At 44.3% G+C, this 25,546-nt stretch carries 25 protein-coding genes, 1 tRNA gene and 1 rRNA gene; 21 read left to right on the top strand and 6 right to left on the bottom strand.

The window, feature by feature from the left end:
• Both KQI39_RS11035 and KQI39_RS11030 read left to right on the top strand, forming a co-directional pair.
• A 23S ribosomal RNA gene (locus KQI39_RS11035) occupies window positions 1-221 on the top strand; the annotation flags it as partial.
• 288 nt (window positions 222-509) lie between these two features.
• Window positions 510-582, top strand: a tRNA-Asn gene (locus KQI39_RS11030).
• 264 nt (window positions 583-846) lie between these two features.
• Here the strand turns inward: KQI39_RS11030 and KQI39_RS11025 are convergent.
• Window positions 847-1,098: an RDAC family protein gene (locus tag KQI39_RS11025; protein ID WP_216418380.1), complete on the bottom strand. Its 252-nt coding sequence runs from the start codon at window positions 1,096-1,098 to the stop codon at window positions 847-849.
• A 234-nt stretch (window positions 1,099-1,332) separates the two neighbouring features.
• Here KQI39_RS11025 and KQI39_RS11020 point away from each other — a divergent pair, with 234 nt between their 5' ends.
• Window positions 1,333-1,902, top strand: coding sequence for an NUDIX hydrolase (locus KQI39_RS11020; protein ID WP_216418378.1), 570 nt, complete (start codon window positions 1,333-1,335; stop codon window positions 1,900-1,902).
• Between the two features lie 6 nt (window positions 1,903-1,908).
• The gene (locus KQI39_RS11015) at window positions 1,909-2,469 is read left to right on the top strand and encodes a flavin reductase family protein (protein WP_216418376.1); all 561 of its coding nucleotides are present in this window, start codon (window positions 1,909-1,911) and stop codon (window positions 2,467-2,469) included.
• A 78-nt stretch (window positions 2,470-2,547) separates the two neighbouring features.
• Here KQI39_RS11015 and KQI39_RS11010 read toward each other — a convergent pair whose 3' ends face one another.
• Window positions 2,548-2,892, bottom strand: a complete 345-nt coding sequence (locus KQI39_RS11010; protein WP_216418374.1) for an HAD family hydrolase — start codon at window positions 2,890-2,892, stop codon at window positions 2,548-2,550.
• Window positions 2,893-3,143: 251 nt separating this feature from the next.
• Between KQI39_RS11010 and KQI39_RS11005 the strand changes: the two genes are divergently transcribed.
• The 7 genes from KQI39_RS11005 to KQI39_RS10980 all read left to right on the top strand — a co-directional run bounded on the left by KQI39_RS11005 (window position 3,144) and on the right by KQI39_RS10980 (window position 8,857).
• Window positions 3,144-3,713 carry a DeoR/GlpR family DNA-binding transcription regulator gene (locus tag KQI39_RS11005; RefSeq protein ID WP_216418372.1) on the top strand — a complete coding sequence of 190 codons (570 nt, stop codon included), beginning with the start codon at window positions 3,144-3,146 and terminating at the stop codon, window positions 3,711-3,713.
• Window positions 3,714-3,887: 174 nt separating this feature from the next.
• Window positions 3,888-4,505 carry a sugar O-acetyltransferase gene (locus KQI39_RS11000; protein ID WP_330654037.1) on the top strand — a complete coding sequence of 206 codons (618 nt, stop codon included), beginning with the start codon at window positions 3,888-3,890 and terminating at the stop codon, window positions 4,503-4,505.
• A gap of 60 nt (window positions 4,506-4,565) precedes the next feature.
• Complete coding sequence (gene hydF / locus KQI39_RS10995; RefSeq protein ID WP_216418370.1) at window positions 4,566-5,813, top strand: [FeFe] hydrogenase H-cluster maturation GTPase HydF; 1,248 nt, start codon at window positions 4,566-4,568, stop codon at window positions 5,811-5,813.
• 167 nt (window positions 5,814-5,980) lie between these two features.
• A complete protein-coding gene (locus KQI39_RS10990) occupies window positions 5,981-6,607 on the top strand; it encodes a TetR/AcrR family transcriptional regulator (RefSeq protein WP_216418368.1) in 627 nt (208 codons plus the stop codon).
• Window positions 6,608-6,661: 54 nt separating this feature from the next.
• Window positions 6,662-7,270, top strand: a complete 609-nt coding sequence (locus tag KQI39_RS17730; protein WP_330654035.1) for an ABC transporter transmembrane domain-containing protein — start codon at window positions 6,662-6,664, stop codon at window positions 7,268-7,270.
• Window positions 7,248-8,018, top strand: coding sequence for an ABC transporter ATP-binding protein (locus KQI39_RS17725; RefSeq protein WP_330654034.1), 771 nt, complete (start codon window positions 7,248-7,250; stop codon window positions 8,016-8,018). The genes KQI39_RS17730 and KQI39_RS17725 overlap by 23 nt, the downstream gene beginning before the upstream one ends.
• A gap of 152 nt (window positions 8,019-8,170) precedes the next feature.
• Window positions 8,171-8,857 carry a hypothetical protein gene (locus KQI39_RS10980; protein ID WP_216418365.1) on the top strand — a complete coding sequence of 229 codons (687 nt, stop codon included), beginning with the start codon at window positions 8,171-8,173 and terminating at the stop codon, window positions 8,855-8,857.
• A 77-nt stretch (window positions 8,858-8,934) separates the two neighbouring features.
• Here KQI39_RS10980 and KQI39_RS10975 read toward each other — a convergent pair whose 3' ends face one another.
• Complete coding sequence (locus KQI39_RS10975) at window positions 8,935-10,698, bottom strand: ABC transporter ATP-binding protein (protein ID WP_216418363.1); 1,764 nt, start codon at window positions 10,696-10,698, stop codon at window positions 8,935-8,937.
• A complete protein-coding gene (locus KQI39_RS10970; protein ID WP_216418361.1) occupies window positions 10,695-12,461 on the bottom strand; it encodes an ABC transporter ATP-binding protein in 1,767 nt (588 codons plus the stop codon). Before KQI39_RS10970 ends, KQI39_RS10975 begins: the two co-directional genes overlap by 4 nt.
• Before the next feature lie 295 nt (window positions 12,462-12,756).
• On the opposite strand from KQI39_RS10970, the gene KQI39_RS10965 reads away from it, so the two are divergent.
• Window positions 12,757-13,629, top strand: a complete 873-nt coding sequence (locus tag KQI39_RS10965; RefSeq protein WP_118064227.1) for a LysR family transcriptional regulator — start codon at window positions 12,757-12,759, stop codon at window positions 13,627-13,629.
• Here KQI39_RS10965 and KQI39_RS10960 read toward each other — a convergent pair.
• Window positions 13,619-15,778: a SulP family inorganic anion transporter gene (locus tag KQI39_RS10960; protein WP_216418359.1), complete on the bottom strand. Its 2,160-nt coding sequence runs from the start codon at window positions 15,776-15,778 to the stop codon at window positions 13,619-13,621. The genes KQI39_RS10965 and KQI39_RS10960 overlap by 11 nt on opposite strands.
• Before the next feature lie 208 nt (window positions 15,779-15,986).
• On the opposite strand from KQI39_RS10960, the gene mnmA reads away from it, so the two are divergent.
• Window positions 15,987-17,069 carry a tRNA 2-thiouridine(34) synthase MnmA gene (gene mnmA / locus KQI39_RS10955; protein ID WP_216418357.1) on the top strand — a complete coding sequence of 361 codons (1,083 nt, stop codon included), beginning with the start codon at window positions 15,987-15,989 and terminating at the stop codon, window positions 17,067-17,069.
• 265 nt (window positions 17,070-17,334) lie between these two features.
• Complete coding sequence (locus tag KQI39_RS10950; protein WP_216418354.1) at window positions 17,335-18,642, top strand: O-acetylhomoserine aminocarboxypropyltransferase/cysteine synthase family protein; 1,308 nt, start codon at window positions 17,335-17,337, stop codon at window positions 18,640-18,642.
• Window positions 18,643-18,820: 178 nt separating this feature from the next.
• On the opposite strand, the gene KQI39_RS10945 is transcribed toward KQI39_RS10950, so the two are convergent.
• Window positions 18,821-19,672: a polysaccharide deacetylase family protein gene (locus KQI39_RS10945; RefSeq protein ID WP_216418352.1), complete on the bottom strand. Its 852-nt coding sequence runs from the start codon at window positions 19,670-19,672 to the stop codon at window positions 18,821-18,823.
• Between the two features lie 729 nt (window positions 19,673-20,401).
• Here KQI39_RS10945 and eno point away from each other — a divergent pair.
• The 7 genes from eno to KQI39_RS10910 all read left to right on the top strand — a co-directional run bounded on the left by eno (window position 20,402) and on the right by KQI39_RS10910 (window position 25,543).
• A complete protein-coding gene (gene eno, locus KQI39_RS10940; RefSeq protein ID WP_216418350.1) occupies window positions 20,402-21,757 on the top strand; it encodes a phosphopyruvate hydratase in 1,356 nt (451 codons plus the stop codon).
• Window positions 21,758-22,066: 309 nt separating this feature from the next.
• The gene (locus KQI39_RS10935) at window positions 22,067-22,381 is read left to right on the top strand and encodes a hypothetical protein (RefSeq protein WP_253293148.1); all 315 of its coding nucleotides are present in this window, start codon (window positions 22,067-22,069) and stop codon (window positions 22,379-22,381) included.
• A 23-nt stretch (window positions 22,382-22,404) separates the two neighbouring features.
• Complete coding sequence (locus tag KQI39_RS10930; RefSeq protein WP_216418348.1) at window positions 22,405-23,040, top strand: hypothetical protein; 636 nt, start codon at window positions 22,405-22,407, stop codon at window positions 23,038-23,040.
• Window positions 23,041-23,188: 148 nt separating this feature from the next.
• The gene (locus KQI39_RS10925) at window positions 23,189-23,842 is read left to right on the top strand and encodes a vWA domain-containing protein (protein WP_216418347.1); all 654 of its coding nucleotides are present in this window, start codon (window positions 23,189-23,191) and stop codon (window positions 23,840-23,842) included.
• A 233-nt stretch (window positions 23,843-24,075) separates the two neighbouring features.
• The gene (locus KQI39_RS17905) at window positions 24,076-24,363 is read left to right on the top strand and encodes a helix-turn-helix domain-containing protein (RefSeq protein ID WP_216418344.1); all 288 of its coding nucleotides are present in this window, start codon (window positions 24,076-24,078) and stop codon (window positions 24,361-24,363) included.
• A complete protein-coding gene (locus tag KQI39_RS10915) occupies window positions 24,363-24,953 on the top strand; it encodes a DUF1819 family protein (RefSeq protein ID WP_216418342.1) in 591 nt (196 codons plus the stop codon). The genes KQI39_RS17905 and KQI39_RS10915 overlap by 1 nt, the downstream gene beginning before the upstream one ends.
• Window positions 24,954-24,955: 2 nt before the next feature.
• Entirely contained in the window at window positions 24,956-25,543 is a 588-nt protein-coding gene (locus KQI39_RS10910) for a DUF1788 domain-containing protein (protein WP_216418340.1), read from the top strand.
• Window positions 25,544-25,546: the final 3 nt, after the last annotated feature.

Raw genomic sequence — 25,546 nt, 5'->3', positions numbered from 1 at the left:
GACCGCTGGTGGACCGGTTGGCTTGCCAAAGCCATGGCCGGGTAGCCAAGTCCGGAAGGGATAAACGCTGAAGGCATCTAAGCGTGAAGCCCCCCTCAAGATGAGATATCCCATTCTTAGTGAAGTAAACCCCCTTGAAGACGACGAGGTAGATAGGGCAGAGGTGGAAGTGTGGTAACACATGGAGCTGACTGTTACTAATCGGGTGAGGGCTTGACCAATTAAGCCGAGGAAGCGGGCAAGGCAGATAAGGGTCATACGGGAGCAAGCTTGCTTGTGGACGTATGAGCATTAGCTGACTTGAACATTTGCGAAGCAAATGACATCGAACGACGGAGTCGTGAGATGACCCCTGCTGGAGTAGCCTAAAAAAACAGGCGATGCAGCGCAAGCTGCGAGCCCGTAAAAAAAGGTAAATCGGCACGCAGGTTAAACTTGATTCAACAAAAACGATTAACCATCAACAAACACATGTATGTAGTTTTTAAGGTACAAACCTTAATAAATAATCCTCCTTAGCTCAGTCGGTAGAGCATGCGGCTGTTAACCGCAGTGTCGTTGGTTCGAGTCCAACAGGGGGAGTTTTTTTATGCCTGTAAACAGAGTGCTGTTTACAGGCATATTTATATTTTCACATAATATCTGTTTTAACCAAATCAAGTAAGTCCCCTGCTTCAATTGCGAAAAGCAATAAGCAGTGGGTGGGGACTTGCTTGTATCAGGAGGAGCTTGCACTCCTCCTGATAAACTGCGGAGCAGTTATTTGGTGTAGAGCTACGTAGCGAAGCGGATTGCGAATATCCGCTTGACCTAAATCGGGCAAGTCTCCTGCGGGATGGCGAATCCTCAATCTGCAGACAAAATCCAGAAATTCATTTTACTCTCATCATACTCGATCGAGGCTCTTTTTCCTGCAAAAAAATTCTCCAGAACCTGATACATTTCATCAAAATGTCCTTCACATGCACAATTCCCAAGCGGTTCGATCCAACAGGATTGTTTTCCACAAGCATCACGAAGATGAATGCGAAAATGAAGTCCCTGATCTTTAAGTAGTCCATTTAGTTCAATGATATCATTAAAAGAAATACAATACATAAAATCAACCTCCCGTCAAATAATTATTGTGGTTAGAAATATCATAGCAAAGAAAAGAAAAACAGGCAATACAGATGCCGGTTTTCCGACAACAGACTGGAAACTGTTTTCTAATCATGTTAAAATATATACTATAGTAAATTTTGTCAGTTCCCAGACATTTTGGTAATCAGATAAAAAATCACCGGATTCACTTAAGAATAAATTATAAGAGAAAGAAGCAGACAGATAATAATGGAATTATTCGATATCATAGACGAAAACGGAAATCCCACCGGGAAGACCGTAGAACGGAGCATTGCCCATGCAGAAGGGATCCGTCACCGTACCGCCCATATCTGGATTATCCGCAAAAAGAATGGAAGAACAGAAATCCTTCTTCAGAAAAGATCCAGTAACAAAGATTCTTTTCCAGGGAAATTTGATACTTCATCTGCAGGCCATATACAGGCAGGAGATGAACCGATGGAATCGGCATTGCGGGAACTGGAAGAAGAACTGGGAATCCATGCAGAATCAGCGGATCTGCAGTTTGCAGGAAAATTCCCCATATCTTTTGCCAAAGAATTTCATGGAAAAATGTTCCGGGATGAAGAGATTGCTTTTGTTTATATCTACGATCGCCCGGTAGAGATCGATCATCTTACACTTCAGAAAGAAGAAGTGGAAGAGGTACAGTGGTTTGACCTGGAAGAAACGTATCAGCAGTGCAGGCAGCACAGAGATAAATTCTGTGTTCCATTGGGAGGCCTGCAGCTTGTGCGGGAATTCATAAAAAATAACAGCAATACAATAAAGGAGTGAAAGATCATGAGAAAAGATTTCGGAGCAAAACCTTATACTTATCCACAGCCAGTATTAATGATCGCCACATATGGTGAGGATGGGAAACCGGATGTTATGAATGCGGCCTGGGGTGGAATCAGCGATGATAAGGAAATTTCCATCTGCGTCAGTGAAAATCATAAAACAACCGAAAATATCCTGAAAAAAGGTGCTTTCACAGTGAGCATGGCAGATGTGGATCATATGACAGCCTGCGATTATGTGGGAATTGTTTCCGGGAACAAAGAGCCGGATAAATTTGCAAAAGCAGGATTTACAGCAGAAAAATCCGAAAAAGTAGATGCACCGATCATCAAAGAACTTCCAATCTGCGTAGAATGTAAACTGAAAAGCTACGACAAAGAAACCTGCCGTCTGGTCGGTGAGATCGTAAATGTCAGCGTGGACGAGCGTGTTCTGGATGAAAACGGAAATGTGGATGTTGCAAAAGCAGCACCGATTACGTTTGATCCATTTAACAATGCATATATCCGCCTTGGCGAAAAAGTCGGTGATGCTTTTAGAGCCGGAGCAGCCCTGAAATAAATAATATCTACAGAAACAAAAAGTCTCTTTAAGAAGAAAGAATTTAAAAACCTGTCTTCCGGAAGAGACTTTTTTTGCTTATAATATTCCAAACTCTTTAAGTGCCAGGAAAATCCCGTCCTGATCATTAGTTTTTGTTATAAAAGAAAAGTGTTTCTGCAATTCGGAAGGGGCATTTCCCATCAGAACACCACATTCCACGGTTTCCAGCATTTCCAGATCATTATAATTATCTCCGAATGCCATTGTACGGGAAAGGGGAATCTTTCGAAGTTCGCAGAGGTATTTTACTGCGGCAGCCTTGTTTACTCCATCAGTCATGATCTCCAGAAGAGAGTCGGAAGATTTTGCAATGGATAATTCCGGAAAGCATTCACGAAGATGAGTTTCCGCCTGTGGCTTAAATGAAGATAATTGTTGCATATCAAAAATCCTTTCTGTCAAAAATGTATGGCGGTGTTTCTGCATATAAAAATAACACAGAAACAAAAAAATATTGTTTAATTAAACATAACGACTTGACTGAACATATTCACAAACAGGCAGTATAGTGGAATACGAATATCTGTTTTCCATACGATGAAAGAGGGATATAAGAATGAAAAAACAGGATAAAGAGCTTTCTTCCATAAAGAGGCGGGAGCAGCGGTGCCAGCCTGAAAAAAATTTATCCAATGGGCTTAAGTTTTTCCACACGGCAGGAGAAGCTTTATCGGAACAAACTGGACATTGCCAGGAAAGCGGTATCTTATATTAAGGAAGGGGAAGTTCTGTTTCTGGATACCAGTACAACACTTCTTCTGATGCTGCGTTTTCTGCCGGATATGAACCTTACAGTTGTGACCAATTCTTTTCCGGTGATGGAAGAACTTTACAAAAATCCGAAAATACAGCTTCACATGGCGCCTGGGCTCTACCAGGAAGAGTACGCCGGGCTGCTGGACTATTCCACTGCGGAATACGTATCCAGATTTCATTATAACAAAGCTTTTTTTGGAGCCAGTGCAGTAGATGCTTCTTTTGGAGCTTCTGCCACCAGGGAGATCGAAGCAGCCGTGAAACGCTGTGTGTATGCCAATGCAGAGGAGAGTTATCTTCTGGCGGACCACACCAAGTTTGGCAAAAAAAATCTCATAAAATATAATGATGTCAGTGATTATCGGCTGATCTTTGCTGATGAGGAACTGGAACCGGAACAGAAAAACAAAGTGGTCCGACAGGGTGGAAGATTTTGTGAACAGTAAAAATACAGAAATCTGTTAACAACAGATGGATCTGCAGATTATACAGGAACATAACAGATTCACGAAAAAACTTCGGATTATTCAGTAAATTCATGCTTGTATGTGAATATACGATATGATAACATAAATCATATATCATTTTTTGTAAAAAACGCACAAAAAGGAGGAGCCAATATGCGTCCAATGCGAGAAAAAATGCATACAGGAGAGTTATATCTCCCTAACGATGATGAGATCTTCCAGGACCAGATCAAAAAACTGGACCGACTTTATGATTTTAATATGACACGTCCTACACAGCTGGATAAAAGAAAAGAAATGCTGAAAGAAATGTTTGCGGAGATCGGAGAGGACTGTTATATTGAACCGCCACTTCACGCAAATATGGCAGGTGCCTATGTTCATTTTGGCAAAAATGTCTATGCCAATTTTAACCTGACACTGGTCGATGACGGTCATATTTATATCGGGGATTACACCATGATCGGACCAAATGTGACCATTGCAACAGCAGGACATCCGATCCTGCCGGAGCTTCGTGAAAAGGGATATCAGTATAATATGGAAGTCCATATCGGTAAAAACTGCTGGCTGGGAGCCGGAGTAGTTGTTTTGCCGGGAGTTACCATCGGTGACAATGTTGTAGTTGGCGCAGGCAGTGTTGTAACGAAAGACCTGCCGTCCAATGTGGTTGCAGTTGGCAATCCGTGTAAGGTGCTGAGAGAGGTTAACGAGCGCGACAGGGAATATTATTATAAAGACAGAAAGATTGATTATTTTGAGATCGTTTGACTTGAATGGAACAGGAATGGATGAGGACCTGTCTGATGCTGAAAGAAAAGAGGAAGAATTATGGGAATGAATGAAACACCGTCAGCAGACCGTGTACATATCGGTTTTTTTGGCAGAAGAAATGCAGGAAAATCCAGTATTGTAAATAAGGTGACAGGCCAGGAACTGGCAGTGGTTTCCGATGTTAAGGGAACCACCACGGACCCGGTAAGCAAAGCCATGGAGCTGCTTCCGATGGGACCGGTTGTAATTATTGATACACCTGGTATTGATGATGAAGGACACCTGGGAGAACTTCGTGTCCGCAAGGCAAAACAGGTACTGAACCGTGTGGATGTGGCAGTTCTTGTTGTGGATGCCACCCTTGGGAAAACCAGCGTGGATGAGGAACTGATCCACATTTTTAAAGAAAAGGAAATCCCGTATCTGGTTGTATACAACAAATCAGATCTTCTGCCGGAGAAAAAAGAGGGACTTTCCCATGAAAAGTCGGATCAGAAAGCGGATACGATAACTCAGGAACCCTTCATTTACGCCAGTGCGGCCACAGGAGAGAACATCTACGAACTGAAAGAAAAGATCGCCTCTCTGGCAGTAACCGATGATCTGAAACTACGTCTGGTAGGAGATCTCCTGGAGCCGTCAGACTTTGCGATTCTGGTAGTACCGATTGATAAAGCTGCGCCAAAAGGCCGCCTGATCCTTCCGCAGCAGCAGACCATCCGTGATGTGCTGGAAGCCGGGGCAGCAGCTATTGTCATCAAAGAAAACGAACTTTCCAATGCCCTGAAAACCCTGGGCAAGAAACCAAAACTTGTGATCACAGACAGCCAGGTTTTTGCAAAGGTCAGCAAAGAAACACCGGAGGATATCTGGCTTACTTCGTTTTCCATCCTGTTTGCCAGATTTAAGGGAAATCTGAAAACTGCGGCAGCCGGGGCAGCAGCCATCGATCGGCTGAAAGACGGAGATAAGATCCTGATCTCCGAGGGCTGCACCCATCACAGACAGTGTGATGATATCGGAACGGTTAAGCTTCCACGCTGGATCCGTAATTATACGGGAAAAGATCTGGAATTTGAGTATTCCTCAGGAAGAGAGTTCCCGGAGGATGTAACGAAATACAGCCTGATCGTGCACTGTGGCGGATGTATGCTTAACGAGCGGGAAATGCGCTACCGTCAGAAATGTGCCCTGGACCAGGAAATCCCCATCACCAATTACGGAATTGCCATTGCCTACATGCAGGGAATCCTGAAACGATGTGTGGAAATGTTCCCGGATGTACGGAAAGAGCTGGATGTTTAAAGATATTTTGAATTTATGAAGCAGCTGTTTTTTGTACAGAATTTATTTTCTGTGCAGAGAGCAGCTGCTTTTTGCATGTCATTTATAAAGTAGGACAAACAAAGAAAGTTATTTTAAAATAACATTGTTATTAAATAACGGCGTTATTGAATAAAGGAGACAAACATATGAGACCTGTAAATGAGAAACTGGCGGCAGATCTTCTGGAAGCGGGAAAGCAGGAATTTCTGGAAAAAGGTTTTCAGGGAGCTTCCATGCGCGGGATCGCGTCCAGACTGTCTGTGACAACCGGTGCACTGTACCGCTATTACACAGACAAGGAATCTCTCTTTGATGTACTGGTAGAAGAACCGGCCAGAGTACTGGAAGAAAGATACCGTACTATCCAGAAGGGATTTGCGGATCAGCCGGTGGATGCCCAGGTCCAGACACTTCCGGAGGTGTCTGACGAAGGCCATTCCTGGATGGTGGAATACATTTATGATCATTTTGATGCGTTTAAACTGATCGTATGCTGTTCCACAGGAACCCGCTATGAACATTATCTGGATGTCCTCACGGAGATCGAAGTCAATTCCAGCATTGTCCTTATGGAAAAAATGAAAGCAGCGGGTTATCATCCGGAAGAACTGGATGAAAATCTGATCCATATGGTAGCAAGCAGTATGTTTAATGGCATGTTTGAAACAGTACGTCACGACATGCCCAGGGAAAAAGCTATTTCCTACATGAACAGCCTGCGAGAATTTTATTCCGCCGGATGGTTCCGGCTGCTGGGGATTCATGGATCATGAAAAAAAGGAGTTGATACATATGGAAAAAAGAAAGAACCTTCCCCGATAGCGGCGATGATCCGTATCCTTTTGGAAAACGGGGATTTCAGTAAGTGCCTGCCATGGTGCGGACTTCTTCTGATCGGTTATCTTGTGAAATCGGTAGGTTCTGCATGGTCCACATCCATGTCCCATACAGCAACTTATTACACACTCAGGGATATCCGAAAAAAGATGCTGGCCAAGCTTTCCAGAGTTCCTATGGGAACGATCCTGGATACTCCATCCGGCCAGTATAAGACAACCATCGTAGACCGTGTGGAAGGAATGGAGCCCACGCTGGCTCATTTGATCCCGGAGATGACAGCCAACCTTCTGGTACCGGTTGCCATTGCAGTATATATTTTTGTGCTGGACTGGAGAATGGGATTTGCTTCTCTTGTCACAACCGTGATCGGTATGGCTATCATGAGCCAGAGCGGAAAAACCTATGCAGTCCGCTGGGAAGGCGCAGTTGCAGTAGGAAAACGTATGGCAAATGCCATCATCGAGTATGTAGGCGGAATCCAGGTAGTAAAGGCTTTCAGCCAGTCCGCCGGATCCTATAAAAAATATTCCGGAGCGGTGGAAGAGAACGCACAGTACTATGTAGACTGGATGCATGACAACCAGAAATCTTTCTGATGAGAAGGTTTGTCTGAACCAGGTATCCTTCAGCTATGGAAATCAGGACGAAAAAGTGCTGAAAGGTGTAAACTTTACCATCAACCCGGGAACAGTTACCGCACTGGTCGGACCATCCGATTCCGGAAAATCCACCATTGCAAAACTGATCGCAGGTTTCTGGGATGTAACCGAAGGAAACATTACCCTTGGGGGAAAAGATATCAAAGAGATCCCTCTGGATCAGCTGAATCAGGAGATCGCCTATGTTTCCCAGGATAATTACCTGTTTGACCGTACCATCCGTGACAATATCCGTATGGGAAAATTAAATGCCACAGATGCGGAAGTGGAGGCAGTGGCAAAAGCTGCCGGATGCGACGGTTTTATCCGGAAGCTGGATAAAGGATATGATACCATCTGCGGTGAAGGCGGCGGACATCTTTCTGGAGGAGAGAAACAGCGGATTTCCATTGCAAGAGCCATGCTGAAAGATGCACCGATCATTATCCTGGATGAGGCAACTGCAAGTGTGGACCCGGAAAATGAGGCAGAACTGCAGAAAGCCATTGATGCGCTGACGCATAACAAGACCATCATCATGATTGCCCACAGACTGAAAACAGTCCGCAATGCCGATCAGATCCTGGTATTAAACGGAGGAAAGATCACTCAGAGAGGAACCCACGAGGAACTTTCCGCCCAGAGCGGTCTTTATGCAGATTTTATCCATGCAAGAGAAGAGGCAGCCAGCTGGAAATTGGCGTAAAGAAGATTTGTGCCTGAGATAAAAATAAGGGGGTATTGCCGGCAGTTCTTAATAACTGCCGGCAAAATACGTTCAGGAGATGTTTACAATTCCGGGAGAAAGTGCTATATTACTAGAGTTTGTATTTTAAAAATATAGAGGAGTTGTAAATAATGATCGACCAGGCACTTGCACAGGCTCTGCAAAAAGAGATTCCGGTACTTACAGCCCAGATCCGCAGCCTTTATGCGGAATTTGATAAAAAATTTCATCTCAATGGAGCGAAGATCCCCATTACTTTTGGCATGGAGCCGGACCTTCTTGGATCGTATACAAGAGGCAGTTACCACGAAAAAGAGCATTTTCATTTTTCCCTGCTGTTTATTGGCTATGCGGTAAAAAATCCTCTGAAAAAAGAGGACAGGCTGGATCTTTACAAACATGAATATGCCCATTATATGCAGCATAATTTTCACATTCCTGCAGAGTATCAGTGGCAGCACGGAACCCACGGAAGTGCCTGGAAATACTGCTGTTCCCTGACCGGCGCGGCGCCAACGCCATATTATAAAGCAGGGGAAGCCCTGATGAAACATGATTATGAGAAAAAACTCCGAAGCCCGATCCATGACCGGACAGTAACGGTACGGGATACTTACCGGAGAAAACAGCAGCATGAAAATACCCGGAACAGCATTGTGCGCTACGAGATCGGAGAGGATGTGAGCCATCCGAAATTCGGAACCGGAAATATTGAGCATGTAGAGCAGCTTCCAGGCTCCGTAAGGCTTCATATCCGGTTTGGAGAAGATCTGAAAGTGATCGACCAGAAGTGGCTCCTCCGGTCAAAATATAAATAGAACAAAATGGTATAAAAAAATCTCCGGCACAGAAAAACTGTGATCCGGAGATTTTTGAATTTTATAAATTCGATATTTTATTCAGAAACTTTCACAAACTGGCTGTTATAAAGATTCTGATAGAATCCGCCTTTTGCCATAAGTTCCTCGTGATTTCCCTGCTCAATGATACTTCCGTCTTTCATGACAAGGATCTCATCCGCATTACGGATAGTAGAGAGACGGTGGGCAACAATGAAGCTTGTTCTGCCCTGCATCATCCGGTCGAAAGCTTCCTGGATCAGCATTTCAGTACGGGTATCAATGCTGGAGGTTGCCTCGTCAAGGATCAGCATCGGTGGCAGGCACAACATGACACGGGTGATACAGAGAAGCTGTTTCTGTCCCTGGCTTAAGCTGTCTTCATAGAGAATGGTATCCAGGCCATTTGGAAGACGGCGGATAAATTCCCAGCTGTGGGACATTTTTGCTGCCTGGATCACTTCTTCATCCGAAGCATCCGGTTTTCCGATACAGATGTTATCACGGACAGTTCCATGTTTGATCCAGGTATCCTGGAGAACCATGCCATAGCTTCCGCGAAGGGCATGTCTGGAAACTTCGGTGATCGGTTTTCCGTCTACGGAAATACTTCCGCCGGTGACATCATAGAAACGCATCAGCAGGTTGATAAAAGAGGTCTTACCACAGCCGGTAGGACCTACAATGGCAATCCGCCGGCCTGGCTCTGTGTGAAGGTTAAATCCTTCAATGAGAGGTTTGTCCTCTTCATAGCGGAAAGAAACATTCTGGATGTCCACGGCCCCTTTTACATCATCAAGAGTTTTGGATGGATCCGGGCTTTCCGGTTCCTCTTCCAGAAGATCAAAGATTCTGGTAGCGCAGGCCAGAGCGTTCTGAAGCTCTGTAATTACGGAACTGATATCATTAAATGGTTTCATATACTGGTTGGCATAGGCAAGCAGTACGGAAAGACCACCAACAGTCAGATGACCGCCCGGGATCAGGAAGGCGCCTACAAGAGCCACACCTGCATAGATGATGTTGTTGACACATCGTGTGGACGGGTTGGTGAGGCTGCTGTAAAAAACAGCTTTCTGACTGGCATTTCGAAGCTCCTCGTTGATCGAAGCGAAACGCTCGGATGAGCGGCTCTCATAGCCAAATGCCTGAACCACTTTCTGGTTTCCGATCATTTCCTCGATCAGTGCAGTCTGACGTCCACGGGCATCGCTCTGTGCACGGAACATCTGGAAAGAATGGGAGGAGATGAATTTTGCCACAAAAAAGCTCACCGGAGTCAGGACAATGACCATCAGTGTGATCCACACGTTTTTGGAAAACATGAAGATCAGAGTTCCGATGATGGTGATGATACCGGAAAACAGCTGTGTAAATCCAAGGAGCATACCATCAGAAAGAATATCCGTATCCGCAATGACACGGCTGATGATATCACCGGTGCTGTGTCCGTCCAGGTAGGACAGCGGAAGTTTCTGGATATGGCGGATGGATTTCGCACGGATATCCTGTACTGTGCGGTAGGTCATACGGTTGTTGATGATGCTCATGACCCAGGTGGCAATACCGGAAAGCACGATCATGACAAGAATACGGGAAAGATAAAATCCCGTTCTGCCAAAATCAACTTCATGGGCAGCAACCACCTCATCAATGGCATAGCCGAAAAGTACGGGAACATACAGCTGCAAAATGACAGTAACTGCGGCAAGGATCACACTTAATACAAGAAGAAAACGGTATTTTCCGATAAAGCGGAGCACCTTGAAGAAGGTTGCCATGCTGTTTTTGTTCTGGGATTTTTTGTCTGTTTTGCTCATGCCAGGACCTCCTTTCCGGTTGCTTTTTCATATTTGATCCGTTCTTCCGGGAATTGTGAGAAAAAGATCTCACGGTAAGTTTCACAGGTGGAAACAAGCTCCTGGTGGGTTCCTTTTCCGGTGAGCTGGCCGTCGTCCAGTACCAGGATCAGATCGGCCTGGCGGATGCTGGCTGCTCTCTGGGATACCAGGAAAGTGGTGGTGTTTCCGCCAAGCTGATGGAGAGACTTCCGAAGTGCCGCATCTGTGGCAAAGTCAAGAGCACTGGCACTGTCGTCCAGGATCAGGATCTCCGGCTTTTTTACAAGGGCGCGGGCAATGGTAAGTCTCTGGCGCTGGCCACCGGAAAGGTTACGGCCGTTCTGTTCCAGACGGAAATCCAGTTGGCCTTCTTTTTTCTCCACGATCTCACGGGCCTGGGCAGTGGTAAGAGCCTCCCACATTTCCTCATCTGTGGCATCTTCCCGTCCCCAGCTTAAGTTTTCGCGGATGGTTCCCTGGAAAAGCGCAGCCTTCTGAGGAACCACGCCGATTTTTTCCCGGAGCTCATTCTGTGAATAGGTCTGTACATTCTGACCATCCAGGATAACAGTTCCGGAACTTGCGTCATAGAAACGTGCGATCAGATCCACAAGGGTGGATTTACCGCTTCCGGTACCGCCGATGATTCCGATGGTAGAGCCTTTTTTTGCGGAAAAAGTAATGTCTGAAAGGCTGGGTGCGCCGGTTCCTGCATAGGAGAAGGTCACATGGTCAAAAGCAACAGCACAGTCGTTCTTTGCAGCTGCCGGTGCGGAAGTTTTCTCCGGGTAAGCCATGGTGGAGTCTACTTTCAGGATTCCGGCAACACGGTCTGCACAGGCCATGGATTTGTTCAGGGTAATGATCAGGGAAGCAAGTTTGATCAGCTCCACGATCATCTGTGCCATGTAGTTGTAGAGGGCAACGACTTCACCCTGCTGCATGTTTCCCAGATTGACCTGTACACCTGCAGTCTGGATCAGGATTACGGTTGCGATATTGATCAGCACATAGGTGGCCGGATTTAAAAGTGCGGAGATTTTTCCCACAAATTCATTCAGTTTTGTGAGAGCAAGGTTGCTTTCGTCAAACTCTGCAACTGCGTGATCTTCCCGGCAGAATGCACGGATCACACGGACACCGGTCAGGTTTTCTCTGGTAAGGCGTGTGACAGTATCCAGGCGTCCCTGTACTTTTTTGAAAAGAGGGATACTTAAGAACATGATCACAAAGACAACCAGGAACAGGATCGGGATGGCAACTACGAAGATCAGCGCACAGCGCACGTTGATAGTAAAGGCCATCACCATGGCACCGAAAACAATAAACGGGCTTCGAAGAAGAAGACGAAGGCCCATATTTACACCATTCTGTACCTGGTTTACGTCATCGGTCAGACGGGTGATCAGGGTATCGGTTCCAAGGGTATCCAGCTCTGTATAGGAAAGCTTCTGGATATGGTCAAAAACTGCCTGACGTACTTCTGTGGCAAAACCTACGCTGGCTTTTGCTGCGAAAAACTGGGCTGTGATGCTGACTGCCAGTCCTGCGGCTGCCATTAGTATCAGGATAAAAAATTTCTGTACGATGTAGCCGTGATCGTTATGGGCAATACCCACATCGATGATCTGGGCGATGACGATAGGCACCAGCAGGTCAAACACAACTTCCAGAAACTTGAAAAAAGGAGCCAGAATGCTTTCTTTTTTGTAGTTTCGAAGATATTTTGCGAGTGTTCGCATTTCTTTTTCTTTCCTCCATTTCCTTTTTATTACAATAAACCTCTGTTATTATACTCCCTTAGGGATGATACGTATAATATTGTTTTTAATGCATTATAATATAAATTTTATATTGAAGAAAATGTGAGTTTATGGGAAGATAACCATAGTATCTGCAAAAATGAAAAAATCATTAGTATGCAGATTGCAGATATCCGTTTGTTTGAACAGAGACAGGGCGTGTTTGATGCGGATCATCCGGGAACGGAATGCGGAAATCACAGAAAGTATCATATACAATTAAAAGGAGAACGATATGGAGATCAGACAGTTGGAATATTTTCATGAGATCGCGGCAACAGGAAGTATCCATGAAGCCGCAAGAAGGCTGAACATGTCCCAGCCGCCCTTAAGCTACCAGATCAAACAGCTGGAAGCAGAGCTGAATGTGAAGCTTTTTGAGCGGACCAGGGCAGGGGTGACACTGACAGAAGCGGGAAAGCTTCTTTATGACAGGACGGAGAATATTTTAAATTATGTCCGTTCTACAGAGCTGGAAGTATCCAAGGCAGGGAAAAAGCAGGTCTTACGTATCGGGATCACGCCCACCACAGTAACTACCATTATGCCTTATATTTCCAGATTTTCCAGAGAGAATTCCGATGTAAACTTTGAGGTGCGGGATGCTATCACTTTTACACTTTTGAATTATCTTATGGATGGGATCATTGATGTCTCTGTAGTACGGACACCTATCAAGCTGGAGGGATTAAATTATCTGGAGCTTTCGGAAGAACCCATGATCGCGGTTCTTCCTCCGGCATTCCCGGAAAACGGAACAAAAAAAGAGGGCATCAGCCTTAAGGAACTGACCGGACGCCCTCTTATTATTTACCGGCGATATGAAGAATTTCTGATGAAAGCCTTTGGAGAAAAAAATCTCCAACCGGATATTTTCTGTGTCTGCGACGATCCCAGAGATGCTATGCTCTGGGTGCAGGAAGGCCTTGCGACTGCCGTTTTTCCAAGATCCATGGAAGACCTCTGTACAGATCTTCCGATCCGGATCATCGAAGAAGAGAAGCTTACGACTAGGATCCTTCTTGCCTGGAAAAAAGACCGCAGGCCTTCCGCTGTAATGCAGGAGTTTATCAATATCTGTGAGGAATATAAAGAAATCAGTCTTTGAGATGTTCCTCTTTCCAGTGTTTCCACTTCTGAACGGCTTCCGGATTCTGTTTCTCCAGCCGTTCTTCCAGTTTCTTTCTGCGCTGTTCCAGCCGTTCCAGAACTTCCGGGTGTTCGGCCAGGATCTTTTCTTTCAGTTTGCCACGGCGTTTTTCCAGAAGCTGAAGGATCAGTCTCCGGTCGGAAGTCAGCTCTTCCGGCAGTTCGTCCATATGTAACTCGATCCTTCGGAGAAGTTCATCTTCATCCAGAAGCCCCAGGCCATGCCAGTTATCCAGAAGTTCTTCCAGACCTTCTTCGGAGAGACGTTCAATATCCGGGATCTGATGTAACTGTTCGATAATGTGGTGGACAGATTCCTCGATCTCTTTTACTGCATCATCTCCGAAAGCCCAGGCAAACTCTTCCAGAGTATCTTCTTCCTCTGCCGGGAGAAAGGCGATGCTGCGGCGGAGAAGTTTTGCCTCGTCCTCCTTTGGAACATCCAGTTCATAAGGAGCTTCGATCCCTGCGTCATGTAAGGCGGCAAGAATGGTACGGCGGACCATACCGTCCTTGATCATATGGCCGATGCCGAACTGACGCAGCTGGTCATTGATCTGAGTGGAATGTTCGGTGAGGTAAAAACGGATTCCTCGTTTTTTCAGGCTTGCAGAGATGGCATCCAGCCGGTCGGCAGCAGTAACGTCAATGCTGTTGATGGCACTGGCATCTACGATCACCACTTTCGTATCTTTCTGGATGCTGTTTTCAATATCCTCCTGAAAGATCTTTACATTTGCGAAAAACAGGTTCTCACTGAAACGGTAGATGACAACGCCTTTGATGGGATAGGCGTAACGGTTTCTGGAAAGATCAAAATAAACATCTCTGCCCGGGATCATACCACGGAAAGAGCGTGGCGGGTTGGTAGCTTTCAGGATCACAGCTACGAAAGAGAGCAGGATGCCGATGATAACGCCATAGATGGTTCCAAGGCAGAGCACGCTGAAACCGGCAGCCATAAAAATGTAAAATTCTGTGCGGCTCACTTTGAAAAGACGTACAGCCAGATGGGTTTCCACCACATCCATCAGAGCAGAGATCACAATGGCTGTCAGCACAGGAACCGGAAGATATCCGATAAATCCGGTGCCAAAAAGAAGGATCAGAGCCATGGTGATCCCGGCAGTGATGGAAACTGCCTGAGATTTTCCTCCGTACTGTTCATTGAGAGAGGTACGGGAGATACTGCCGTTTACCGGACAGCATCCCACAGCGGCAGCCGCAATGTTTCCCGCTGCACAGGCCAGGATCTCCTGACGGTCGTTCAGTTTATAGTCATTGCGAAAGGCGAAGGTGTTTTCTGCAAGAAGGGTTTCCGCCATAATGACAACGGCAACCATAAGGCCGCGGCCTGCTGCCTGGGTCAGATCAACAGTTCCGAAATCCGGGATCACCAGGGAAGGGAGGCCACGTTCTACAGACTGCAAAAGCACAACACCCTTTTCATCCACATGAAAAACAACGGTGGAGAGAACACCCAGGGCCATGATCGCGATGGCCATGGGGAATTTCGGCGCCAATTTTTTGAATATGCGGATCAGTATCAGCGCACCAAGTCCCATACAGAGGGAAAGCCAGCTGATATTTTTTGCGGCAACGAAGATATGCTCTGCCAGCTCCAGAAGTTCACCAGAACCTGCCGGGCTTCCCATCAGTTTCGGAATCTGCATCAGGATGATGGTGACTGCGATACCGCTGATAAAACCACCCATTACCGGTGTGGAGATGAAATCCACGATCTTATCCGCATGGAGCAGGAAGAACACAAACAACCACAGGCCTGCAAAAAGTGCAATGGCAGGGACATAATCCATGGCAGCTTCCGATTCCGCGGCAATGCCAAGGGTAGACAGTGCGCCGCCTACAATGGCAGCAGGTGCCGCGTCAACTCCGAAGATAAACTGCCTTGAAGTGGAAAAGAGCGCAAACAGCAGGATCGGCAGAACAGAGCCATACAGTCCGTATACCGCCGGAATTCCGGAAATCTGGGCATATCCCATGGAGATAGGAATGGAAACTGCGGCGATGATGATACCGGAAAAAATATCTTTGAGAAGGTACTCTTTCCGGTAGCCCTGCAGCGTGGAAAACAGGGAAAGCTTCATATAGTCACATCCTTTTCTGAAAAATATTTTCTATTATATACCAAAGAGAGCCTGCGGGAAAGAAGCAAAGCAAAGGTTCCGGGTGAAAAATCGTGGACAAAGGATATCTGCCATATTATAATAAATGCGAAATTACAGCTGTGTGGGATGCGAAATCCCGTACTTTTGCTGTGTGAAAAAAGATCATCAATGAAAGGTTAAGATATAAATGAAAAAAGCGATCATAGCAATGAGCGGCGGTGTGGACAGCTCCGTGGCAGCTCTTTTGACAAAAGAATCCGGTGACGAGTGCATCGGTGCAACCATGAAACTTTACAACAACGAGGATATCGGTGTCCACAGGGAAAAGACCTGCTGTTCCCTGGACGATGTGGAGGATGCCAGAAGCGTAGCCTATCAGATGGATATGCCTTACTACGTATTTAACTTTACCGCAGATTTCCATACAGAAGTTATGGACCGTTTTGTGGAGGCCTACGAAAACGGATGCACCCCCAATCCATGTATCGACTGCAACCGTTATCTGAAATTTGACAAAATGTTTCACCGTATGCAGGAGATCGGCTACGATTATATTGTAACCGGACATTACGCAAGAGTGGAATACGATGAGAACAGAGGCCGATATCTTCTGAAAAAAGCAGTGGACGACACCAAAGATCAGTCCTATGTGCTCTATATGCTGACTCAGGAACAGCTGGCACATGTAAAACTTCCTCTTGGAAGCCTCCGGAAAGATCAGGTCCGTGTCATTGCCGAAGAGCATGGTTTTATCAATGCCAGAAAACATGACAGCCAGGATATCTGTTTTGTGCCGGATGGCGACTATGCGAAATTTATCGAGAAATATACAGGCAAAAAAACACCGGAAGGTGATTTTGTAGATAAAGAAGGAAACTATATCGGACGCCATAAAGGAATCATCCATTATACTATCGGTCAGCGCCGTGGTCTTGGTATTCCGGCAGCCAGCCGTCTTTATGTCTGCGAGATCTCCCCGAAGACTAATACGGTTGTTCTTGGTGACAACGCAGATCTTTTCAGCAGTGAGCTGGAGGCAGACAGTGTAAACCTGATCTCCGTGGATAATTTAAGTGAGCCGAAGAGAGTGACTGCCAAGATCCGTTACCGTCATAAAGAGCAGCCAGCCACTGCATGGCAGACACCGGACGGCATCCTTCATGTGAAGTTTGATGAACCGCAGAGAGCGATCACAAAAGGCCAGGCTGTGGTAATGTATGACGGAGACGAAGTTGTAGGCGGTGGCGTTATAAATAAAATCTATAGCTAGTCATAAATAAAGGTGAGAACCTAAATAGATAAATCCCATTGACATACTAGGAAAAGGGTGATATGATTGCATCATCAAAAAACGGAGCACACAAAACAAGGTGAGCAACGTGATGATCAGGAGGAAATCATGAAGGTTTTACAGAAGTCAACAAGGGTGTTTATCGAAGAAAAGCGAATGTGTTGTTGTCGCTGATAAGCAGATGATCATGAAGAATTAATACACTATATCGAATATAAAGAATAAAAGAAAAGAGGACAAACACATGAGCAAAATTACAAGAGATCAGAGAAAATTCAAATTTGAGACATTACAGCTTCACGTAGGACAGGAAACACCGGATCCGGTTACCGATGCAAGAGCAGTACCGATCTACCAGACATCTTCCTATGTATTCCGCAACTGCGATCATGCAGCAGCACGTTTCGGACTTGCAGATGCAGGTAATATTTACGGACGTCTTACAAACCCGACAGAGGATATTTTCGAGAAGAGAATCGCAGCACTTGAGGGTGGCTCTGCAGCACTTGCAGTAGCATCCGGTGCAGCAGCTATCACTTATACGATCGAGAACCTTGCACAGCAGGGAGACCACATCGTAGCAGCAAAGAACATCTACGGTGGAACAACAAACCTTCTGGAGCACACACTTCCGGCATACGGAATCACAACAACATTTGTTGATGTATTCAACCTTGAGGAAGTAGAGAACGCAATCCAGGAGAACACAAAAGCTGTTTACATCGAGACTCTTGGAAACCCGAACTCTGATGTTGTAGATATCGAGTCTCTTGCAAACATCGCTCACAAACATAAAATCCCGCTTGTTGTAGATAACACATTTGCAACACCTTACCTTGTAAGACCGATCGAGTACGGTGCAGATATCGTTGTTCATTCTGCAACAAAATTCATCGGCGGTCATGGAACCACAATCGGTGGAGTGATCGTAGAGGGCGGTAAGTTTGACTGGGAGGCATCCGGTAAATTCGCATCCCTTACAGAGCCGAACCCAAGCTACCATGGTGTAAGCTTCACAAAAGCTTGCGGACCAGCAGCATTTGTTACAAAGATCCGTGCAATCCTTCTCCGTGACACAGGAGCAACTATTTCTCCAGTAAGCTCCTTCATCTTCCTTCAGGGACTTGAGACACTGTCTCTCCGTGTAGAGCGTCATGTTGAGAATGCACTGAAAGTTGTACAGTACCTGAACAACCATCCGCAGGTAGAGAAAGTTCATCATCCGTCTGTATCCACAGATCCAAGCCAGCAGGAGCTTTACAAGAAATACTTCCCGAACGGCGGCGGTTCCATCTTCACATTCGAGATCAAGGGAGACGCACAGAAGGCAAAAGATTTCATCGACAACCTTGAGCTGTTCTCACTTCTTGCAAACGTTGCAGATGTAAAATCTCTTGTTATCCATCCGGCTACTACAACACACAGCCAGTGCACAGAGGAAGAGCTTCTTGATCAGGGAATCAAACCAAACACAATCCGTCTTTCTATCGGAACTGAGAATATCGATGATATTATCCAGGATCTTGACGAGGCATTCAAAGCAGTTCAGTAAATAAGACAATTAAATAAGAAGAACACCTTCTAATATCAATAGCACAGAAAAAGTCTGCACCAGAAACATATAGATCATATGTCTGGTGCAGCTTTTTTGTTGCAAAACAGTATATACATTTACGCAGTATTGCTCAGTACTTTCACACTGCAAATATCCATATGACATGATATGTTTTTTAAACTGATTTCACAAGCTCCTCCAGTGTTCCGAAAGTATATCCCATCTCTTCCCATTTTGTTAGCAGTTCATCCAGGATCTCTGCGTTGGTGGAGGAAGTGCTGTGCAGCAGTACAATAGCACCTGGATGGATCCGTCCCAGAAGCTTCTGAAAAGCTTCTTCTTTCGTGGGCTGATTATCCTGATACCAGTCCACATAAGCCAGGCTCCAGAAAAAAGTGTGATAGCTCAGATCTTTTGCCATCTTAAGATTTTCCGTACTGTAGATTCCCTGGGGCGGGCGGTAAAATTTCGTCATTTCGCTGCCAGTTGCTTCTTTATAAAGAGCTTCCACATCTTCCAGCTGTTTCTGAAAAGCTTCTTTTGTGGAGATGCCGGACATATCCGGGTGGGTCATAGTGTGGTTGCCAACGGTATGGCCTGCATCCACAATTTCCCGGATCATTTCCGGTTTTTCCTTGATCAGTGTTCCTACAACAAAGAAAGTTGCGTGTACCTGGTGTTTATGTAAGGCATCCAGGATCGCAGGCATGTTTCCATTCTCGTATCCTGCATCAAAAGTAAGGTAGATGATTTTTTCATCCGTATCCTGTGCATACCAGGCATTATACTGCTTCAGCTCTTCAATAGAAGCATTGCCTGAAGGCCTTGTTCCCTCTTCCTGGAAGCCAAGTCCCCAGTTTTCACTTTGAGCAGCCAATGAAGCAGAAGAGGCCGGGCTGTTTTTTTCAGAATTTTGGCTGGTGGCTGGACGGGAAGTAAAATGAGAGGAGATTTTTCCCACAAGACTGCCCAGAGCAAAGGCCATGATAAAAAGAAACATAAGACGGTAGATTCGCTTTAATTTCATAGGAACCTCGGGAGAGCAGAGTTATTAATAAAATTATGAGAAGAGCTGGAAGAATATGATAAATGTTTATAATACAAGTTCCCACAAAAGACAAAAAATAAGAGCCATCAGCGATCAATTTCTTCTGCCGATGACTCTTTCAATTTTCATTATCCAATGGAATATACCTCTCATTTCTTAGATTTAAAACTTATACGGAATTAAAATTTACGTTCTCGGTGGTCCGTACCTCCTTGGTTTAATTATGATGGAAAATCTTTAAATCTTCTGGTGGACTGTACCTCTCTTTCTTAGATTATTGGAAGTAAGTTATGTTTTCGGTGGGTTCACGCTCCTTTTTGATTTGTTTTTTTGTTTTCCGTTTGTTTTATTTGATGGTTATACTATAACAGATAAAAATGATATTGTCAACACTAAATTTTAAAAATAATAAAAATAAATTAAAAGAGAAAAATAACAAGAATATATCATATAAAATATTCAGATAATATAAAACATCTTAAAACATAGAGGAAAGGATTACATTCGCAGATGCCGGAAGATAATATCTGTTAAAGGAAAGCATGGCAGTATAGCCAGCAGTTTTTTACACAGCGTATAGACAGAACGTATTTCGGATAAGCTATCTTTATGAACATAAGAAAAACCATAAAGAACTGTAAATTGCGTAGAGAACCATGATCAGTCAGCATTATCACAATAATATTATTTTCAAGGAGGGAAAACAAAATGCTACGTTATCTGCCTGTTCGAAAAATTCACGCAAGACAAGTTCTGGATTCCAGAGGAAATCCTACTGTGGAAGCGGAAGTAACAGTGGGAGAAGGAATCGTAGGGATCAACGGATTTACGGGAAGAGCCATGGTGCCGTCAGGAGCATCTACAGGAAAATTCGAAGCAGTAGAGCTGCGTGACGGAAACCGTGAAGAATATCTTGGACAAAGTGTAAAAAAAGCAGTAGAAAACATTAATACCCGTCTGGCGGATGCCATCATCGGGGAAAATGCCCTGAACCAGGCATGGATCGACCGTCTGATCCTTGATACGGATGGTACGGAAAACAAAAGCAGCGCAGGAGCCAATGCCACTCTTGCCGTATCTCTGGCAACTGCCCGTGCAGCAGCAGGAGCTTTAAGGATCCCGCTGTATCAGTATCTGGGAGGCTGTCATACAACAAAACTTCCAGTACCTATGATGAATATTTTAAATGGGGGAAAACATGCGGATAATACAGTAGACCTTCAGGAATTCATGATCATGCCTGCAGGGGCCGGCTGTCTGGAAAAGGGAATCCGCATGTGTGCGGAGATCTATCAGCATTTAAAGCTGCTTCTTAGGGAAAAAGGTCTTTCAACAGCAGTAGGAGATGAAGGCGGTTTTGCTCCGGATCTTGCAGACTCCAGAGAAGCACTGACTCTGATCGTCCATGCAGTGGGAAAAGCCGGCTACAAACCAGGTGAAGAGATCTCCATTGCCATAGATGCAGCTTCCAGCGAACTTTACGATGAGGAAAAAGGAGCATATTTTTTCCCAGGGGAAAGCCGCATGAAAGGGGAAAAGATCTACCGGGATGCCAGAGAAATGACAGCATACTATGAAGAACTGGTGGAAGAGTTCCCCATTGTGTCCATTGAAGACGGACTCTGGGAGGACGACTGGGATGGCTGGAAATATCTCACAGAACATCTGGGGAAAAAGATTCAGCTTGTCGGAGACGATCTTTTTGTTACCAATATCAAAAGGCTTCGCTGCGGAATCCAACTGGGAGTTGCCAACGCGATTCTTATCAAGGTAAATCAGATCGGAACTCTGACAGAAACTCTGGATGCAGTGGAGATGGCTCAGCATGCAGGCTACAGGGCCGTGATCTCCCACAGATCCGGTGAGACAGAGGACTCTTTTATCGCAGATCTGGCCGTAGCCTGCGGTGCCGGCCAGATCAAAACCGGCGCACCCTGCAGATCTGACAGGAATGCGAAATATAATCAGCTGCTGCGGATCCATGAACAGCTGGGATCTCTTAGCAGATATGAAGATCCTTTTGAGAAAAATGACACTAGATCAGAAAGAAAGCATAAAAGGTAAAAACTGTAGTAAAAGATGTATAAAAAGCAGAAAGAAACTCAGTATCGGAGAAGCAATCCACAGAAGGAAAAGTTAAGCTGGAGAGAAGAGCTGATTTGGGTATAAAAACAGTGTAGAAGAATAAATAAGTCGGAGGTCATAGATAGAAGAGTGACTTCCGGCTTTTTTGTATATTGTAGGGAGAGATGGAAATGTTATAATGTTTATAGAGGTAATAAGAGAATGTCGCCTGTTATGCGACTTCAAAAGGGAAAAAGTGTACTATTCTGAGATCAGACAAGAGACTAAGAGAGTCAGGAGGATAACGTTATGAGTAAAAAAGGATATAGCAGACCAGGATTATTTGGATCAATCAACCATTATGATGCCAATGGAAAGAAAATAGGAGAAAGCCGGCCGGGATTATTTGGTGGTATGAATGATTATGATGCAAATGGAAAGAAAATTGGACATAGTTCACCATCATTTTTCGGCGGTATGAATCATTATGATAATAATGGACATAAGGTAGGAGAAAGCCGGTCGGGATTATTCGGTGGAGTGAATCATTATGACGATAAGGGTCATAAGAATGGACATAGCAATCCTGGTATTTTTGGTGGATTTAATCACTACGATGATTAAAAATTGTAAAAGGCGGTACAGATATGGCAGATCAGAAGCTGATTGATGAAGTAGGAAAATACATAGACAAATATTATGAACCTGTAAAAGATGATATCAAAATGGATAAAGAAATGCTGTCTATTTTTGATAAAATTACCAGGTTTCGTAAGAAGAGAGCTGAGGAAAAAGCTTTACAGGAACAGCAAATTCAAGAGAGCAGCCAGATAGAAGAATCAGCACCTGAAGAATTTGATGTGTCAACCATGCAGAAGACAAAAATAAAAAAAGGTATGTCTTCTACGATGTCAGTAAATCGAAACATTGACAATCTGATGGATCAGCTGGAAGAAACTTTTTCACAGAGATTGCTCCGTATGATTGACGAGCGTGGTATGACGGATTCAGAAGCATATACAAAGGCCTATGTGGACCGTCGTCATTTTTCTAAAATCAGAAAAGATGTCAACTATGCTCCGAATAAGAAAACTGTATTGGCTTTTACAATAGCTTTGGAATTGTCACTGGATGAAGCGAAAGATTTATTGGCAAGTGCCGGATTTGCATTATCCAGAAGCTCTAAAACAGATATTATTGTGGCATATTTCCTGCAGAATAAGATTTACGATATGTTTGAAATCAATGATGTGCTGGATGCGTATGGGCAACCAGTATTTTAACAAAATATTTTGGTGCGATGTCACCTGACAGGCGACCAACTTAGTTGGTTCTGTATATAAAATGTGATTAACAATAAATACCAGAGGAGATAATCCCACAAGGGGATACCACAATGGCTCGAAAATAAGCCAGTAAGGAGGAAATCACATGAATACAGAATTAACTGAGTTGGTTTTTATTTTGGACAGAAGTGGATCAATGGGCGGTCTGGAAAGTGATACGATTGGCGGTTTTAACGGCATGATTACAAAGCAAAAGGCGCAGGGAAAGAATGTGAATGTGACCACTATTTTATTTGATGATGAAGTAGAGATTATTCATGACCGATTCCCGGTGGAAATTATCGAACCACTTACAGAAAAGGAATACTTTGTGCGTGGTTGTACCGCTTTATTGGATGCTGTTGGAACAGCAATCGAGAAAATGGAGAATGTTCAGAACCATCTACCGGAAGATCACCGCGCGGGGAAAATTATATTTGTTATTACCACAGATGGATTGGAAAATTCCAGTGAGCATTTCACGCAGGAGCAGATCAGACGAAAAATAGAAGCAAAGAAAGAATGTGGATGGGAGTTCCTGTTCCTGGGTGCGAATATTGATGCGGGAAAAGAAGCAGAGAAGATCGGGATTGCCAGAAACAGATCTGTGACATATGAGAATGATTCTGAAGGTGTTGAATTGAACTTTAAAGCAGTGGGAAGGGCAATTTCAAAAGCTGTTGAAAGTGATGCAATAATGGATTTTATGGATGACCACTGGGCAGATGAGATTCAGGCATATAAAGCAGGGAAAAAGTAGTAGACGACGCAAAAAGAGAAAAAACAATTTGAATATTCAATAGTAGAGTGGATACATTAGATTTTTCAAATGAATCATTCGCAAAGTCGAAGCTCCCATTTGCACTTATCATTGAAGAAAAATATACAGTATGGTACAATAATATGGATTGAAAGTGTAAGAACGAAATTGAAAAAATATACTTTCAAAATACAGGAAAACCATAAGTTTTGTATAACGAAGAGGTAATACATATGGCAGTATCATACAATGGATTATGGAAGCTATTGATTGATAAAAATATGAAGAAAGTGGATATGATGAACCAGGTTGGAATCAGCAGCAGCACTGTGGCGAAAATGACCAATGGAGAGTTTGTTTCCATGAAGGTTTTGGAAAAAATCTGCGAGAAGCTGGATTGTGATTTCGGAGATATTGTCCATTATGAACGCAAGCTGCAAAGCGGTTGCGTTCATGAGCAAGTAGCAAAAGCGGATTGCGAATGTCCGCTGTGCCAAGAAACGAAGGATGGTGGACAGTAATGGAATACAGTGCAGGACTTACATCAAAATTATTCTGGCTGCAGGAATCCAGAAAGACATCAAGTTATATTCTGGATGGATACAGCAAAGCGGATATCCGGAAGATTGCCTGGGAAGAGAATATCTATCAGGTAAAAGCAGAATATCGTGCCTATGAAGTGCTGAACGGAACCTACCGCAGAGTATCCGCTTTACCAGAGGCAGTGCTTAAGACATTTACTACCTGTGATGTGGAGACAGCCAAAATTTTGAACTTAATTGCAATTCTGATGGACAGCCGATTGTTCTTTGAATTTCTTCATGAAGTATATGATGAGAAGATTCGATTAGGTGAGAAAGAAATCACAGACCGTGATCTGAATGTATTCTTTTCAGATAAAGCAATGCAGAGCGATGTAGTAGCAGGATGGACAGACACCGCAGTGCGGAAACTGAAACAGTGCTTCACCAGAATGATGTTTGAAGCAGGTTTACTGGAAAGCAGTGCTAAGCCAAGAACCATCAAGCCAATCCATATTGACTATCGAACGGAAGAATTACTGACTGCAAATGGTTTGGGAGAATACTTGAAGGCAGTGAAGGGAGTCTAAGGATGGCAAGATTAAGTTTGGAAGAAAGATTGAATCGGATTGAGGATAAGATATCTGAAAAGTCTTTCCGTGAAAATAAAGGACTTGGAAATGAAGTCGGATATTATGTGTTTGATTACGATCCGAGAGCAGAGCTGGAAGTACGAAATCATATCGCATACTTAAAAGACAGAATCAACAATGGCAATAAAGATTTTAAAATCATAGAATTTGACCTGTTTCATACGATGATTCAGGTATTGGAGGAAGAAGGATATCTGGAAGCCTTCTTTGATCTGGAAAAAGACAATGGCTTTTTTGATATGGCAGACAGTCTGGTAGAGACATTAGGACTGGATGAAACGAACGAATTGAACCTGATTATTTCAAAGATTCTACAGGAAGATCTGACAGACAGCGTGATTTTTCTGACAGGAGTTGGAAAATGCCATCCGATCATTGCAAGCCATAATATTTTGAACAATTTACATCAGGTACTGGACAGTGTGCCGGTTGTGATGTTTTATCCTGGAGAATACAGCGGACAGGATCTGAAATTATTTGGAGCGATGGATTCCAGAAATTATTACCGGGCATTCCGGCTTGTGTAAAAC

Origin of the sequence: Blautia sp. MSJ-36, from assembly GCF_018917985.1 — a bacterium.
Classification (GTDB): domain Bacteria; phylum Bacillota; class Clostridia; order Lachnospirales; family Lachnospiraceae; genus Blautia_A.
Note: the sequence above shows the minus strand (reverse complement) of the source record. Positions and strands in the feature narration are given on the sequence as shown.